The following is a 15,607-nucleotide window of genomic DNA, read 5'->3' on the forward strand; positions in this document are numbered from 1 at the left end:
GCGCGCGGATGGCTGCAAACCCCGCATCGCCTGCCACAGCGCCTGCCCGTCCGGGTCTGATGGGACTGGAGGACGCGCTGCAACGCCTGCTGGCCAGCATCGAACCTGTGGCGGGGGTGGAGACGGTCCCCACCGCCGCGGCGGCCGGCCGCGTGCTGGCGCACGATCTGGCCTCGCCGCTGGATGTGCCGGGGTTTGACAACAGCCAGATGGACGGTTACGCCGTGCGGCGCGAGGACGTCGCCCGGGCCGTGGCCGAGGGGCGGGCGTTGCCGGTGGCGCAGCGCATCCCGGCTGGGCACTTTGGCTGCGAGCTGGCCCCGGGCACGGTGGCCCGCATCTTTACCGGCGCGCCCATGCCGGCTGGCGCCGATGCCGTGGTGATGCAGGAGGACGCGACGCCTGCCGAGCCCCCGGCCGATGTGAGTGCGGCCGAGGCCCAGGCCGCCCACGGCTGGGTGCGGTTGGGCACCGTTCCGGCCGAGGGCCAGTGGGTGCGCCGCCGTGGCGAGGATGTGCGTGCGGGCGCGGTGGTGCTGGCGGCGGGTACACGCCTGTCGGCCGCCGATGTGGGCCTGGCGGCCTCCATCGGCAGCGCGAATCTGCGGGTGCATCGCCGCGTGCGGGTGGCGTTGGCCTCCACCGGGGATGAGTTGATCCAGCCGGGCGAGCTGCCGGCCGACCGTCTGCCCCCGGGGGCGATTTACAACTCCAACCGCTATTTTCTGGAGCCGCTGCTGCTGCGCTTGGGGTGCGAGGTGACGGTGCTGGGCCGCATCCCGGATGATCGGGCCGCGACGCAAGCCGCCTTGACCGAAGCCGCCCGCGACCACGACGTCATCCTCACCACCGGCGGGGTGTCGGTGGGCGAGGAGGACCATGTCAAGCCCGTGGTGCAGGCCCTGGGCGCGCTGGACCTGTGGCAGATTGCCATGAAGCCGGGCAAGCCGTTTGCCCATGGGTGGATCGACCGCGCCCACGCCGGCGGGCGAGGCCGCTGCCATGTGCTGGGGTTGCCGGGCAACCCGGTGTCCAGCTTTGTGACTTTTGTGCTGCTGGCCCGGCCGTTTTTGCTGCGCCTGGGTGGGGCGACGGTTGCACCGACGCTGCCCCCCGCGCTGCCGATGGTGGCGCACTTCGACCTGCCGCGCGCCGACAAACGCCGGGAATTCCTGCGGGTGCGGCGCAATTGCGTGGGCGGGCTGGACCTGTTCCCGAACCAGAATTCGTCGGTGCTGACCTCGATGGCCTGGGCCGATGGGCTGGTGGACAACCCCGCTGGCAGCGTGATCGCGCACGGTGACACCGTGCGCTACCTGCCGCTGTCCGGCTTTCTGGACTGATGGGCGCATGCCGTCGCCCGCGCGCTGGGGTATGATGGCAGCGGCGCCCCACCTGACCGCAAGCGTGCGTTTCATGAAAGTTCAGCTCCGTTTCTTTTCCGCCGTTCGAGAGGCCATAGGCGTTGCCAGTGCCGAGGTGGACACGTCCGCGGCGACCTTGGGCGCCTTGCGTGATGAACTGATCGCCCGCGGCGGGGTGTGGGCGGAGGCCCTGGCGCGGGGGCGGGCGCTGCGCATGTCGGTCGACCAGGTCATGGCCGATGAGGCCGCACCGCTGCGCGACGGCGCCGAGGTGGCGTTCTTTCCGCCCGTCACCGGAGGGTGAGGCCATGGCCGTCGAGCGGCGCAGCGTGACGATCCAGACCGGGCCGTTCGACCTCGGCGCCGAGGTGGCGGCGCTGCGCGCCGGTGATGCCGGCGTCGGCGCGGTGTGCGCCTTCCTCGGCACCGTGCGCGACGTCAACGACGGCGACGCGGTGGCCACGCTCGAGCTGGAGCACTACCCCGGCATGACCGAGCGCGCCATCGACGCGATGATCGACGAGGCGGCGCGGCGCTTCGACATCCGCGGCGTGCGCGTCATCCACCGCGTCGGGGCGCTGCAGCCGCAGGATCCGATCGTGCTGGTGGCGGTGACCTCCGCGCACCGCGGCCAGGCGTTCCAGGCGTGCGAGTTCCTGATGGATTACCTGAAGACCCAGGCGCCGTTCTGGAAGAAGGAGCACACGCCGCAGGGCGCGCGCTGGGTGGATGCGCGCGTCAGCGACGATGCGGCGCTGGCGCGCTGGGGCATCGAGGCGAAGAACGCCTGAGGGGCACGGTCGCGCCCGCGCGCGGCGTTTGATCCGCGTCAACGACGGCGGGCTTGAAAGGGCGGCACAGTCGCCCCACATGGAGTGGCAGTCAACCTTTTCGGAGCCCCGTCCATGCGGATCGACAAACTCACCACCTCGTTCCAGGAGGCCCTGGCCGAAGCGCAATCGATGGCGCTGGCCAAGGATCACGCCTACATCGAGCCGGCGCACGTGCTGGCCGCGCTGCTGCAGCAGGACGGCCCGCCGGCGCTGCTGCAGCGCGCCGGCGTCAACGTCGCGCAGCTGAAGAAGGCCGCCGACGACGCCGTGCAGCGCCTGCCGCAGGTGCAGGGCCAGGAGCAGGTGCAGGTCGGCCGCGACACGGTCACGCTGCTGCAGGCCGCCGAGAAAGAGGCCGGCAAGCGCGGCGACCAGTTCATCGCCAGCGAGCTGTTCCTGCTGGCGCTGGCCGACAGCAAGATCATGCTGGCCGACGCCGCGCGCGCCGCGGGCCTGAACCGCAAGGCGCTGGAGGCGGCCATCGACGCCGTGCGAGGAGGACAAGCCGTGAACAGCCCCGAAGCCGAGAACCAGCGCGAGGCGCTGAAGAAATACACGCTGGACCTGACCGAGCGCGCCCGCCAGGGCAAGCTCGACCCCGTGATCGGCCGCGACGACGAGATCCGTCGCACCATCCAGATCCTGCAGCGGCGCAGCAAGAACAACCCCGTGCTGATCGGCGAGCCGGGCGTCGGCAAGACCGCCATCGTCGAGGGGCTGGCGCAGCGCATCGTCAACGGCGAGGTGCCGGAGACGCTGAAGAACAAGCGCGTGCTGGCGCTGGACATGGCCGGCCTCCTGGCCGGGGCCAAGTACCGCGGCGAGTTCGAGGAGCGCCTGAAGGCCGTGCTGAAGGAGATCGCCGCCGAGGAGGGGCGCATCATCCTCTTCATCGACGAGATCCACACCATGGTCGGCGCCGGCAAGGCCGAAGGCGCGATGGACGCCGGCAACATGCTCAAGCCCGCCTTGGCGCGCGGCGAGCTGCACTGCATCGGCGCCACGACGCTCGACGAATACCGCAAGTACATCGAGAAGGACGCCGCGCTGGAGCGGCGCTTCCAGAAGGTGCTGGTCGATGAGCCCAGCGTCGAGGCGACGATCGCCATCCTGCGCGGCCTGCAGGAGAAATATGAGCTGCACCACGGCGTGGAGATCACCGACCCGGCCATCGTCGCCGCGGCGGAGCTGTCGCACCGCTACATCACCGACCGCTTCCTGCCGGACAAGGCGATCGACCTGATCGACGAGGCCGCCGCGCGCATCAAGATGGAAATCGACTCCAAGCCCGAGGCGATGGATCGGCTGGAGCGGCGCCTGATCCAGCTCAAGATCGAGCGCGAGGCGGTGCGCAAGGAGACCGACGAGGCGTCGCGCAAGCGGCTGGAGCTGATCGAGGAGGAGATCGCCCGGCTGGAGCGCGAGTGCGCCGATCTGGAGGAGGTCTGGAAGGCCGAGAAGGCGCAGGTGCAGGGCTCGGCGCAGATCAAGGAGGAGATTGACCGCATCCGCTTCCAGATCGAGGAGCTCAAGCGCAAGGGCGACTTCAACAAGGTCGCCGAGCTGCAGTACGGCCGCCTGCCGGAGCTGGAGCGCCGGCTGCAGGAGGCGCAGGCGCGCGAGGCCGGCAAGGACGGCGCCAAGGGCTTCAAACTGCTGCGCACGCAGGTCGGCGCGGAGGAGATCGCCGAGGTGGTCTCGCGCGCCACCGGCATCCCGGTCAGCAAGCTGATGCAGGGCGAGCGCGACAAGCTGCTGCAGATGGAGGCGCGGCTGCACGAGCGCGTGGTCGGCCAGGACGAGGCGATCGCCGCCGTCTCCAATGCCATCCGCCGCGCCCGCGCGGGCCTGAGCGACCCGAACCGGCCGCTGGGCAGCTTCCTGTTCCTCGGTCCGACGGGGGTCGGCAAGACCGAGCTGTGCAAGGCGCTGGCGGCCTTCCTGTTCGACAGCGAGCAGCACATGATCCGCATCGACATGAGCGAGTTCATGGAGAAGCACTCGGTGAGCCGCCTGATTGGCGCGCCGCCGGGCTATGTCGGCTACGAGGAGGGCGGCTACCTGACCGAGGCGGTGCGGCGCAAGCCCTACAGCGTCGTGCTGCTCGACGAGGTCGAGAAGGCGCACCCGGACGTGTTCAACGTGCTGCTGCAGGTGCTGGACGACGGGCGGCTGACCGACGGCCAGGGCCGCACGGTGGACTTCAAGAACACCGTCATCGTGATGACCTCCAACATCGGTTCGCAGCGCATCCAGCAGCTGGCGCAGCGGGGCCACGACATGGAGGACATCAAGGACGCGGTGTGGGAGGAGCTCAAGGCGCACTTCCGCCCCGAATTCCTCAACCGCATCGACGAGACGGTGGTGTTCCATCCGCTCGGCAGCGAGCACATCAAGAACATCGCCCGCATCCAGCTGCGCACGCTGCAGGAGCGGCTGGCCAAGCTCGACCTGACGCTGACGTTCACCGACGCGGCGCTGGAGGAGCTGGCCAAGGTCGGCTACGACCCGGTGTTCGGCGCGCGGCCGCTGAAGCGCGCGATCCAGCAGCGCATCGAGAACCCGCTGTCCAAGCTGATCCTCGAAGGGCGCTTCCCGCCCAAGAGCGAGATCCCGGTGGACGTGGATCCGGTGCGCGCGCCGGGGCAGTTCCTGTTCGGGCACACGGTGCACTGAAAGCCGCGCGGGGCCGCTTGGCCCCGCGTGCGGGTTGCCCCAAGCCCCTGCCGGTCCGCCGGCGGGGGCTTTGGCTTTTGCAGGGGGCTCAGATGCCGTGATACTCCCGGTACCACCGCACGAACCGCGCCACGCCCTCGCGAAACGGCGTGCGCGGCGCGTAGCCGGTCAGGCGCTTGAGCAGCGTGCAGTCGGCCCAGGTGGCCGGCACATCCCCGGTCTGCATCGGAAGATAACGGCGCTGGGCGGGGCGGCCCACCTCGGCCTCGATCGCTTCGACGAAGTCCAAGAGGCGCACCTTGTCGGAGTTGCCGATGTTGACGACGCGCCACGGCGCGGCGGGGCTCAGGGTGTCGCCCTCCACCGCCTGCCAGCCGTGCGGCGGCGTGCGCGCATCCGGAGCCGGCGGCACCGCGTCGATCAGCAGCCGGATCGCGCGCACGAGGTCGTCCACGTAAGTGAAGTCGCGCCACATCTGGCCGTGGTTGTAGATGTCGATCGGCGTGCCCTCCAGAATCCCCCGGGTGAACTTGAAGAGGGCCATGTCCGGCCGGCCCCACGGGCCGTAGACGGTGAAGAAGCGGAACATCGTCGTCGGCACGCCGTGGATGTGCGCCCAGGCGTGGCTCATGGCCTCGTTGGCCTTCTTGGTGGCGGCATACAAGGTCAGTGGCCAGTCGGTCTTCTGCTGCTCGTCGAACGGCAGGGTGTCGTTGGCGCCATAGACGCTGCTGGTGGAGGCCATCAGCAGGTGGCGGGGTTTCAGCTCCCGGGCCGCCTCCAGCACGTGGAAGGTGCCAATCAGGTTGGCGTCCACGTAGGCGCGCGGGTTTTCCAGGCTGTAGCGCACGCCAGCCTGCGCGGCCAGGTGCACGATGACGTCGGGCTGCGCGGCGCGGGCGGCGGCCTGCAGTGCCGGCAGGTCCTCCAGCATCGCCTCGGTAGCCGTGAATCCGGGGTGTTCGCGCAGCAGCGCGTGGCGACGGTGCTTGAGCCGCACGTCGTAGTAGTCGGTCAGGCCGTCGAAGCCGTGCACAACGTGGCCTTCTTCCAGCAGCAGCCGCGCCAGGTGAAAGCCGATGAAGCCGGCGGTGCCGGTGATGAACACCCTCATGCGTCGCCCCCGAACAGGTCGCGCGTGTAGACGCGCTCGGCGACGTCGTCGAGGTCCGGGTGGTGGCGGTTGGCCAGGATCAGGTCGGCCTGCGCCTTGAAGGCCGCCAGGTCCTTCAGCACCGGCGAGCGGAAGAAGTCCTCGCCGTCGTAGGCCGGCTCGTAGACGATCACCGGCACGCCCTTGGCCTTGAGTCGCTTCATGACGCCCTGGATGGCCGAGGCGCGGAAGTTGTCCGAGCCCTGCTTCATGACGAGCCGGTAGATGCCGACCACCGGGGCGCACCCGCCAGGGGTGGACAGCGTCTGCAGCCGGCGCAGCACGTCGTCGGCGATGAAGTCCTTGCGCGTGGCGTTGGCCGAGACGATGGCGGCGATCAGGTTCTGGGGCACGTCGCGGTAGTTGGCCAGCAGCTGCTTGGTGTCCTTCGGCAGGCAGTAGCCGCCGTAGCCGAAGCTGGGATTGTTGTAGCCGGCGCCGATGCGCGGGTCCAGGCACACGCCGTCGATGATCTGGCGCGTGTCGAGCCCGTGCGTGGCGGCGTAGGTGTCCAGCTCGTTGAAGAACGCCACGCGCATGGCGAGATACGTGTTGGCGAACAGCTTGATCGCCTCGGCCTCGGTCGGGTCGGTCAGCAGCACCGGCACGCGCTCGGGCGCGCGGCAGCCCTGGCGCAGCAGGTCGGCGACGAGCTGGCCGCGCGGGCCGCGGTCGCCGACGACGATGCGGCTGGGGGCGAGGTTGTCCTCCAGCGCGCGGCCCTCGCGCAGGAATTCGGGCGAGAAGACGATGCGGTCGGTGCCGTGGTGCTGGCGCAGCCGCGCGGCGAAGCCCACCGGCACGGTGGACTTGATGACGAGCGTGCTGCCCGGGTGGGCGGCCAGCGCCTGCGCCGCCACCGCCTCGACGCTGGAGGTGTCGAACGCGTTGGTGACGGGGTCGTAGTCGGTGGGGGTGGCGATGACGACGACGTCGGCGCTGGCCAGCGCCTGCGCCGCATCGGTGGTGGCGGTGAGCTTCAGGTCGGCACGCTCGCGCAGCCACTCCTCAGCCAGCGCGTCGTGGACGGTGGGGCGGCGCGCCTGCAGCGCCGCCACGCGCCGCGGGTCGATGTCCAGCACCGTCACCGGCTGGTGCTGCGCCAGCAGCAGCGCGTTGGCCAGGCCGACGTAGCCGGCGCCGGCGACGGTGATGCGCACGGAGGCGGGGGAGGGGAGAGCGGAGGCGGACATGGAGCAAAAACAGAGGGGCGGGCCTGCGCCAGCGGCGACTGCCCACCACGGACGGCCGCGCCGGATCGAATGGGCGCCAAACGGGGTGCAGTATAGACTCCGGTGACTACAATGCGCCGAAGAGGGCGACGTGCCGGGCACCGCGCCGTCGCGTGGATTCCACCGTTTCACCCGATTGCGCCGCATGCCGATCGACAGCCGCTCCAGCATCCCCCCGTCCCCGCACCCTGGCGAGGCCGCGCCCGACATTTCCGTGGTGATCCCCGTCTATCACGAGCGGGAGAATCTGCACGACCTGGTGGCCCGGGTGGGGGAGGCTCTGGAGGCCACCCGCTGGTCGTTCGAGCTGATTTGCGTGGACGACGGCTCGCGCGACGGCAGCCAGCAGATCCTCGCCGAACTGGCTGCCGACCGCCCATGGCTGCGGCCCGTGGCCCTGGCGCGCAACTATGGCCAGTCGACGGCGCTGCAAGCCGGTTTCGAGCGCGCGCGCGGGCGCTATATCGTCACGCTGGATGGCGATCTGCAGAACGATCCGCTGGACATTCCGGCGATGATCGAACGCCTGGAGACCGATCCCTCCGTGGACATGATCTCGGGCTGGCGCCACCAGCGCCAGGACAAGGCGCTGTCGCGGCGCCTGCCGTCGGTGCTGGCCAACCGGCTGATCTCGTGGGCGACGGATGTGCGCCTGCACGACTATGGCTGCGCGCTGAAGGCTTACCGGCGCGAGATCATCGAGCGCATTCACCTGTATGGCGAGTTGCACCGTTTCATCCCGTCCCTGGCCCGGGAGGTGGGTGCCCGCATCGAGGAGATGCCGGTGCGCCACCATGCGCGCACGCGGGGGCAGTCCAAATACGGCATCGACCGCACCTTCCGCGTCATTTTGGATTTGGTGCTGATCGTGTTCTTCCTGCGCTACCGGCAGCGGCCGCTGCACGCGTTTGGCGGGCTGGGGTTGTGGCTGTTGACGCCGGGGCTGCTGATTCTGCTCTATCTGTTTGCGGTCAAGCTCAGCGGCGAGGACATCGGCGCGCGGCCGCTGTTGATGGTGGGGGTGATGGCGGTCCTCATGGGGGCGCAACTCATCGTCGCGGGCCTGACCGGGGAGTTGCTGATCCGCGTCTATCACGAGGGCTCCGGGCGGCCGCAGTACCACACGCGCGATCTGCCCGAGCCGGCCGCCAGCGGCCGTCACGCATGACCGGCGTGACGCCCGCCAACCCGGCGCCGCGCGGGCGACGGCTGTGGCGCGTGGCGGTTGCGCTCGCGCTGCTCGGGGCCATTCTGGCCTGGGTGCAGCCCGATCGGGTGTTGTCGATTCTGGCCCGGGCGGACCCCGGCTGGGTGCTGGCGGGCTTGCTGAGCAGCACGCTGGGCAATCTGGCGTCGGCCTGGCGTTGGCGCGATCTGGCGGCGTGGCTGGGGCACCCGGCCCCGCTGTCGTGGATCGTGCCGGTGTATTTCCGGGGAGTGGCGGCCAATGTCGTGCTGCCAGGGGCGGTGGTGGGCGGCGACATGCTGCGGGCCTGGGGCCTGCACCGGCGCGGCATGCCCGTGCTGGAGGCGAGCGTGTCCGTGGTGCTGGACCGCGTGAGCGGTCTGTGGGGGCTGCTGATCCTGGGCGTCCTGGCTCTGGGCGCGGGGTTGTGGTGGGCGCCCGCGACGGGCTGGCTGCCGGCCGTTCAGCGGCTGGGGGTGGGGTCGGCAGAGGGGCTGGCCCTGCTGGCCGTCGGCGCGGCGGCCGGAATGGCGGTTTTGCCGTATGCCGCCCTGCGCGTGACGCCCCGGTGGTTGGCGGGCTGGGCGCTGCTGCAGCGGCCAGCGTTGCGGTGGTGGCACCGGCTGGCGACTCACCAGCCAGGCCAGCACTGCGCGCGTCAGATCGCGGGATCGTTGGTCGTGCAGACCGCGTCGGTGACGGCCCTGTACTGTGGCGCGCGAGCCATCGGCGCCCCGCTGCCCTGGGAGGCGCTGGCCGTGGCCGCCGTCCCCATCTTCGTCTTGGCCACGGTGCCCGTGGGGTTTGGCGGCTGGGGCACGCGGGAGGCGGCGGCCATTGCTGCCTTGGCCCCGTTGGGGTACGACGCCTCGTCTGCCGTGGCAGTGTCGGTGCTGTACGGCCTGTATCCCTTGGCCCATTCCGCCCTGGCGCTGTGGCCGGTGCCGCAGGTGGACCAGGCCCCCCCGCAACGCGGGGATTGACCCCCGCGGCGGCGGGTCAGGGGCCTTATTGCACCTTGGCCTTGCTGCGCAGCGATTCCTGGAACTCGGCCAGGCGCTGCTGCTGCAGTTGCTGCTGGAGCTGCGGCTTGATGTCGTCCAGCGGGGGCAGTTGCGCCTTGCGCACGTCATCGACGCGGATCACGTGCCAGCCAAACGGCGTCTTGACCGGGGTCGAGGTCGTCTCGCCCTTGCCCAGCTTGACCATGGCTTGCGAGAACTCCGGCACGAACACGTCCGGCGTGGCCCAATCGAGATCCCCGCCGTTGGCGCCGGAGCCCGGATCCTTGGAGCGTTGCTTGGCCAGCTCCTCGAAGCGCGCGCCCTTGGCCAGCTCCGCGATGATGGCTTTGGCCTCGTCCTCGCTGGCGACCAGGATGTGTCGCGCCCGGTATTCCTGTCCGCTGGTGGCGTTGAGGCGGTCGTATTCGGCCTTCAGGTCGGCGTCCGTCACGGGGTGGCGACGCTGATGGTCGGCGAACAGTTCGCGAATCAGAATGGTCTGCGTGGCCAGTTCGAGCTGGGCCTTGACCTCGGGCGAGCTGCGCAGGCCGCGCTTGTCGGCCTCTTGCACGAAGATTTCGCGCAGGATGGCTTCTTCGCGCAACTGCTGGCGCACGGCATCGTCCACCGGGCGGCCCGAGCGGGCCATTTGCTGTTCGAGCGCCTTGAGCCGCGCCATGGGCACGGGCTTGCCGTTGACGATGGCGACATTCTGGGCCAGGGCCGGCATGGCCAGCCCGGCCGCCAGGCACGTGGCGACGGCCACGCGCGACAACACGTTGTTCATGGGAGGAGTGTCCGAGAGAGGGAAGGTCGGAAAGAAAAAACCGGCGTCGCGGCGATGACCATCAATCGCGCAGCACCTCGATGGCCAGCGCGTGCAGCCCGGCCGCGAATGCGGGCTGCAGTGCATCATACACAAGCCGGTGGGCGGCCACCCGGTTCAACCCGGCCAGGGCCGGGGCCGCGATGCGCACCCGAAAATGCGTGCCATGGCCCTGGCCGTTGGCCCCCGCGTGGCCGGCATGCGCCGCGCTCTCGTCGATGACCTCCAGGCGCGTGGGGGCGAGGGCCGCGCGCAGGGCCTGCTCCAGTCCGTCGGCGGTGGGCCAGGGGTGGGGGATGGTCATGCGGGGTCATCCTTGAGGTGGCGGGCGACGTACAGGCCCTGTCCAACCAGGAACAGCACCGGGAACACATAGCCCCAGAGCTTGAAGTCCACCCACGCGTCGGTGGAAAAATAGGCCGCCACGCAGGCATTCAGTGCCGCCATGAACGCGCAGTAGCCAATCCAGGCCACCGCAAGGCGCGACCACACCGGCGCCGGCAGCTTGAGCTGGCTGCCCAGCAGCACCTGCAGGATGTTTTTCTTCCAGCCCCACAGGGCCGCTGCCAACGCCAGCGCCATTGCACCGTAAAGCACGGTCGGCTTCCATTTGATGAAGCGCTCGTCCTGCAGCGTCAGGGTCAGCGCGCCAAACACCAGCACCAGCAGCAGGGTGACCTTCTGCACGGTTTGCAGGCGGCGGTCGATGGCGTAGATCAGGCCCATCTGCACCACCGTGGCGGCCATCAGCACGGCGGTGGCCGCGTAGATGCCGTGCCACTTGTAGGCGACGAAGAAGAGCGCGATCGGAAAAAAGTCGATCAGCAAACGCATGGACAGGGATTATCGCGGCTGACGGGCGGGCGGCGTCGGGTCACAGCGGCTGCCATTGCAGCGCGGCCGAGTTCATGCAGAAGCGCAGGCCCGTCGGCGGGGGCCCGTCGTCGAACACATGGCCGAGGTGGGCGCCGCAGCCGGCGCACAGCGTTTCGGTGCGGACCATGTCGTGGCTGCGGTCCAGCCGTTCCACGATGGCGCCCGGGCGTGCCCGCCAGAAGCTGGGCCAGCCGCAGCCGGCGTCGAATTTGGTGTCGCTGTCGAACAGGTGGGTGCCGCAAGCGATGCAGTGGTAGCGGCCGGGTTGCCACCAGGTCTCGTAGCGGCCGCTGAAGGGGCGCTCCGTCGCGGCGCGGCGCGTCACCTCGAAGGCCAGCGGCTCGGCCTCGCCGCGGTCGATCTTGGCGCGCAGCACCTCGCGCCACTCGTCGTCGGTCTTTGCCAGCGGGTATGCCATGGTCGTGGGTCAGGAGGAGCAACTGATGCACAGCCGGCTGGCCCATTCGGGCGGAAAGTCGGTCAGCGCGGGGTGGGCGGGATCGGCGTCGGGGTGGAGCAGGGCGTCGAGCAGTTCGGCGACCCCGCTCGGGTCGCCCGCCTGCGCGCGCTCGATGGCCAGCTGGGCCAGGTGGTTGCGCAGCACCACCCGCGGGTTGGCCTGGCGCATGCGCTGCAGGGCGGCGTCGCGCCCGTCGATCTGGGCGCGGGTCCGCCATTCGGCGGCCCAGGCGTCGAAGGCATCGCGCTGCAGGAACAGGTCGCGCACCGGGCCGAGCGCGCCGGTGGCTGCCCGGGCCTCGTGGGCCAATGCGCCCTCGGCCACGGCGTCGGTCAGGCGCCGCCAGAAGATGGGGTAGTCCACCCGGTCGGCCTCCATCAGGCGCAGCAGCGCCTCCACCCGCTCGGCGTCGCCCTCCTGTGGCGCACCCAGGCCGAGCTTGGCGTTCATGCGCCGGTGCAGTGCGTTCAGGAAGGTTCCCCGGTAAGGTGTGAGCGCCGCCAGCGCCTGCTCGGTGTCGTCGAGCAGGGGCACCAGCGCCTGCGCCAGACAATGCAGATTCCAGTAGGCCACCTGCGGCTGGCGTGCGTAGGCGTAGCGCCCGCCGTGATCCGAATGGTTGCAGATGTGCCGCGAATCAAACGCATCCAGAAACTGGTACGGGCCGTAGTCCAGCGTCAGTCCCAGGATGCTCATGTTGTCGGTGTTCATCACCCCGTGGCAAAAACCGACGGCCTGCCACGCGGCCAGCAGTGTCGCGGTGCGGCGCACCACCGCTTCCAGCAGTCGGGCATACGGGTTGGCGCAGCCCTCGGTCGCCCAGGGCAGGGACGGGCCGTCCAGGGTGGGGTCGTGCCACGGTGCCGTGTCCGCAGGGCCCTCGGGTTGGCGGCAGCCGGGGTAAAAGTGGTCGATGACGAAGTCGGCCAGCGCCCGCAGTCCGGCCTCGTCCCGCAGACTGGCGAAGTGCTCGAAATGCCCGAACCGCACGAAGCTTGGTGCGAGGCGGGTCACGACGGCCGCGGTCTCGACCGTCTCCCGCCACACCGGGGCGGGCGAGCCGGTCACGCACAGCGCGCGCGTGGTCGGGATGCCCAGGGCGTGCATGGCCTCCGACGCCAAAAACTCCCGGATCGAGCTGCGCAGCACCGCGCGGCCGTCGCCCATGCGCGAGTAGGGCGTGCGGCCGCTGCCTTTGAGCTGAACCTCCCACACGCCGTCGGGCCCCGCCCGATCCCCGAGCAGCAGCGCCCGCCCGTCGCCGAGTTGGCCGGCCCAGACGCCAAACTGGTGTCCGCTGTAGACCGTGGCCACGGGCACGGCCCCGGGCAGCAGGCCGTTGCCGCTGAGCGCGTGCAGATGGCGTTCGTCGGTCCAGCCCTGGGGCAGGCCCAGCGCACGCGCGGCCGGGGCGCTGACGCCGACCCAGGCCGGTGCCGGCAAAGGCTGCGGCGCGACGGCTTGGCAGTAGGCTGGCCCCAGGGCGGCAAAGCGCGCCGGCTGCAGTGTGAGCGCGGGGACATCGGCATCCATGGCGCGATTGTCCCGCCCGGCGGGCAACCTTGCCCGCAGCGGGGCCTCAGCCGCGGTCGTTCAGCAGCGTCTCCAACGCTTCGGGCTGCAGCACGTCGACGCGGCTGAACTCCAGCGAAATCCAGCCGTTCGCCTCGAATGCCTTGAGCACCCGGTTGGTGGTCTGCCGCGACAGGCCGGCGAGGTGGCCCAGATCCTCTTGCGACAGGGTGATTTTGCGCACGCCCGAGCCGCAAAACATGGTCAGGTACTGCGCCACGCGCTCCTCGGGCGAGCGCAGCCGGCCGGCTTCGATGGCGGTCATGGCCTGCCCCAGCCGCAGGTTCAGGCGTTGGATGAGGTGGTGGTTGAACGGCAGGCTGGTGCGGTAGAGCGTCTGAAAATGGGGCAGCGGCAGCCCGATCAGGGTGGTGTCGCGCAGTGCCACCACGTCGTAGCGCCACAGACCGCCGTTGAGCACCGTGCCCTCGCCAAACCAGTCGCCCGCGAGCACACCCAGAAAGGCCGATACGCGGCCGTCGGGGCCCTCGGTCTGCAATTTGGCCATGCCCGACAGCACCGCCCACCAGGCATCCACCGGCGTGCCCCGGCGGATCAGCAGCTCGCCCCGGCCAGCCCGCTGCATGAGCATGGCGTCGATCAACGTTTGCCGCATGCCGCCGTCCAGCGACGCAAACCACGGCTGCTGGGACAGAAATACGCGGGCGGGACTGCGGGCGTCGAGGGTCATGGCGGGCAGCGGTTGAGGGTTCGCCTGCGCATCGAAAGCTGTCGAAGAGGCGACAAATCGCGCGCCCTCCGCGGGTTTGTCAGGATGACGGGGGCGAGGCGACCTTGCAATAGTCGTAAGCTTAACGGAGCCGGTGCCGATTTCGGTGCCGCTCCAAACCACCCCCTACCACGAGGAGAGCCTTCCATGCTGGGCTTGATGCAAGACCGCCCCTTGCTCATTTCTGACCTGATCGAACACGCCGCGCGCCACCATGGCGACGTCGAGATCGTCTCGCGCCGCGTCGAGGGCGACATCCACCGCACCACCTATGGCGAGGCCGCCGGACGTGCCCGCCAACTCGCGCGTGCGCTGGACGCGATGGACATCGGCCTGGGCGAGCGGGTGGCCACCCTGGCCTGGAACGGCTATCGCCACTTCGAGATGTACTTTGGCGTCAGCGGCTCCGGCCGCGTGCTGCACACCATCAACCCGCGCCTGCTGCCCGAGCAGATCGCCTGGATCGTCAACCACGCCGAGGACCGCGTCCTGGCGTTCGACATGACGTTCTGGCCCATCGTCAAGGGCATCCACGACAAATGTCCGACCGTCCAGCGCTGGGTGGCGCTGTGCGACGACGCGCACCTGGCGCGGCTGACGGCCGACGGCACGGTGCCCAATCTGGTGAGCTACGAGTCCTGGATCGGCGCCCATCCGGCCACCTACGACTGGCCGCGCTTTTCCGACGATACGGCAAGCAGCATGTGCTACACGAGCGGCACCACCGGGCACCCGAAGGCGGCGCTCTACAGCCACAAGTCCACCATCCTGCACGCCTACGCCGCGGCGCTGCCGGACGTGATGTGCCTGAGCGCGCGCGACGCCGTGTTGCCCGTGGTGCCGATGTTCCACGTCAATGCCTGGGGCCTCCCGTATTCGGCGGCGGCCATCGGGTGCAAGCTGGTGTTCCCCGGCGGGCAGCTCGACGGCAAATCGGTCTATGAACTGTTGGAGTCCGAGCGGGTGACGTTTGCCGCCGGCGTGCCGACCGTCTGGCAGATGCTGCTGGCCCACATGGGGGCGAATGGGTTGCGCTTGCCGGCGCTCAAGCGCACGGTCATCGGTGGCTCGGCCTGCCCGCCGGCGATGATCACCGCCTTCCGCGAGCAGTACGGGGTGGAGGTGCTGCACGCTTGGGGCATGACGGAGTTGAGCCCGCTGGGCACGCTGTGCACGCTGAAGAACAAGCACCTGGCGCTGCCCGAGGAAGAGCAGATGAAAATCCGCCTCAAGCAGGGGCGGGCGATCTTTGGCATCGACATGAAGATCGTCGATGCGGACGGGCGCGAATTGCCGTGGGACGGCGTGACCCAGGGCGAACTGATGGTGCGCGGCCCCTGGGTGGTCCGCGACTACTACCGCAGCGACAAACCGAGCCCGCTGGTGGACGGGTGGTTTCCGACCGGCGACGTGGCCACCATCGACGCCGACGGGTATATGCAGATCACCGACCGCAGCAAGGACGTCATCAAGTCGGGCGGCGAGTGGATCAGCTCGATCGACGTCGAAAACATCGCCATGGCCCACCCGGCGATCCTGATGGCGGCCTGCATCGGCGTCAAACACCCGGCGGTGTCAACCACCAAGTGCAACGGTGGAATCACTGAAGGGAGTGGCTGGCTTGGGTGGCCTTCTGCAGCATGGCCTGGTAGACCGCGATCGGAGGGTAGAAGCCGTGGATGGCGCGCGGGCGGT

Annotated in this window: 15 protein-coding genes; 7 read left to right on the forward strand and 8 right to left on the reverse strand. The window is 69.8% G+C overall.

Annotated features, from left to right (window positions below; translation table 11 throughout):
- Window positions 1-8: 8 nt before the first annotated feature.
- From Tfont_RS03875 to clpB, 4 genes are all read left to right on the forward strand, one after another.
- A complete protein-coding gene (locus Tfont_RS03875) occupies window positions 9-1,343 on the forward strand; it encodes a molybdopterin molybdotransferase MoeA (protein ID WP_143968452.1) in 1,335 nt (444 codons plus the stop codon).
- Window positions 1,344-1,416: 73 nt separating this feature from the next.
- Window positions 1,417-1,668, forward strand: a complete 252-nt coding sequence (locus Tfont_RS03880) for a MoaD/ThiS family protein (RefSeq protein ID WP_143968474.1) — start codon at window positions 1,417-1,419, stop codon at window positions 1,666-1,668.
- A gap of 4 nt (window positions 1,669-1,672) precedes the next feature.
- Entirely contained in the window at window positions 1,673-2,155 is a 483-nt protein-coding gene (gene moaE, locus Tfont_RS03885) for a molybdopterin synthase catalytic subunit MoaE (protein WP_143968453.1), read from the forward strand.
- Window positions 2,156-2,269: 114 nt separating this feature from the next.
- A complete protein-coding gene (gene clpB / locus Tfont_RS03890; RefSeq protein ID WP_143968454.1) occupies window positions 2,270-4,873 on the forward strand; it encodes an ATP-dependent chaperone ClpB in 2,604 nt (867 codons plus the stop codon).
- Window positions 4,874-4,961: 88 nt separating this feature from the next.
- Here clpB and Tfont_RS03895 read toward each other — a convergent pair whose 3' ends face one another.
- Both Tfont_RS03895 and Tfont_RS03900 read right to left on the reverse strand, forming a co-directional pair.
- Window positions 4,962-5,987 carry an NAD-dependent epimerase/dehydratase family protein gene (locus Tfont_RS03895; RefSeq protein ID WP_143968455.1) on the reverse strand — a complete coding sequence of 342 codons (1,026 nt, stop codon included), beginning with the start codon at window positions 5,985-5,987 and terminating at the stop codon, window positions 4,962-4,964.
- A complete protein-coding gene (locus Tfont_RS03900) occupies window positions 5,984-7,186 on the reverse strand; it encodes a nucleotide sugar dehydrogenase (protein ID WP_143968475.1) in 1,203 nt (400 codons plus the stop codon). The genes Tfont_RS03895 and Tfont_RS03900 overlap by 4 nt, the downstream gene beginning before the upstream one ends.
- A gap of 217 nt (window positions 7,187-7,403) precedes the next feature.
- Here Tfont_RS03900 and Tfont_RS03905 point away from each other — a divergent pair, with 217 nt between their 5' ends.
- Together Tfont_RS03905 and Tfont_RS03910 are read left to right on the forward strand one after the other, a co-directional pair.
- Window positions 7,404-8,426 (forward strand): glycosyltransferase family 2 protein, encoded by a 1,023-nt coding sequence (locus Tfont_RS03905; protein WP_143968456.1) that lies wholly within the window; start codon window positions 7,404-7,406, stop codon window positions 8,424-8,426.
- A gap of 5 nt (window positions 8,427-8,431) precedes the next feature.
- Window positions 8,432-9,427, forward strand: a complete 996-nt coding sequence (locus tag Tfont_RS03910; RefSeq protein WP_185974467.1) for a lysylphosphatidylglycerol synthase transmembrane domain-containing protein — start codon at window positions 8,432-8,434, stop codon at window positions 9,425-9,427.
- Between the two features lie 25 nt (window positions 9,428-9,452).
- Here the strand turns inward: Tfont_RS03910 and Tfont_RS03915 are convergent, their stop codons facing one another.
- The 6 genes from Tfont_RS03915 to Tfont_RS03940 all read right to left on the reverse strand — a co-directional run bounded on the left by Tfont_RS03915 (window position 9,453) and on the right by Tfont_RS03940 (window position 13,873).
- Window positions 9,453-10,235, reverse strand: a complete 783-nt coding sequence (locus Tfont_RS03915) for a peptidylprolyl isomerase (protein WP_143968458.1) — start codon at window positions 10,233-10,235, stop codon at window positions 9,453-9,455.
- Window positions 10,236-10,296: 61 nt separating this feature from the next.
- Complete coding sequence (locus tag Tfont_RS03920) at window positions 10,297-10,578, reverse strand: BolA family protein (protein WP_068606420.1); 282 nt, start codon at window positions 10,576-10,578, stop codon at window positions 10,297-10,299.
- The gene (locus Tfont_RS03925; RefSeq protein ID WP_068606417.1) at window positions 10,575-11,108 is read right to left on the reverse strand and encodes a septation protein A; all 534 of its coding nucleotides are present in this window, start codon (window positions 11,106-11,108) and stop codon (window positions 10,575-10,577) included. The genes Tfont_RS03920 and Tfont_RS03925 overlap by 4 nt, the downstream gene beginning before the upstream one ends.
- A 40-nt stretch (window positions 11,109-11,148) precedes the next feature.
- Window positions 11,149-11,568 (reverse strand): peptide-methionine (R)-S-oxide reductase MsrB, encoded by a 420-nt coding sequence (gene msrB, locus Tfont_RS03930; RefSeq protein ID WP_143968459.1) that lies wholly within the window; start codon window positions 11,566-11,568, stop codon window positions 11,149-11,151.
- A 9-nt stretch (window positions 11,569-11,577) separates the two neighbouring features.
- Window positions 11,578-13,143 carry a protein adenylyltransferase SelO gene (locus Tfont_RS03935; RefSeq protein WP_143968460.1) on the reverse strand — a complete coding sequence of 522 codons (1,566 nt, stop codon included), beginning with the start codon at window positions 13,141-13,143 and terminating at the stop codon, window positions 11,578-11,580.
- A 46-nt stretch (window positions 13,144-13,189) separates the two neighbouring features.
- On the reverse strand, window positions 13,190-13,873 hold the full coding sequence (locus tag Tfont_RS03940) for a Crp/Fnr family transcriptional regulator (protein WP_143968461.1): 684 nt from the start codon (window positions 13,871-13,873) through the stop codon (window positions 13,190-13,192).
- Between the two features lie 186 nt (window positions 13,874-14,059).
- Here Tfont_RS03940 and Tfont_RS03945 point away from each other — a divergent pair.
- Window positions 14,060-15,607 (forward strand): 3-(methylthio)propionyl-CoA ligase (locus tag Tfont_RS03945; protein ID WP_143968462.1); only part of this gene is annotated, 1,548 nt, incomplete at its 3' end.

The organism is Tepidimonas fonticaldi, assembly GCF_007556755.1.
GTDB classification, from domain to species: Bacteria; Pseudomonadota; Gammaproteobacteria; order Burkholderiales; family Burkholderiaceae_C; genus Tepidimonas; species Tepidimonas fonticaldi.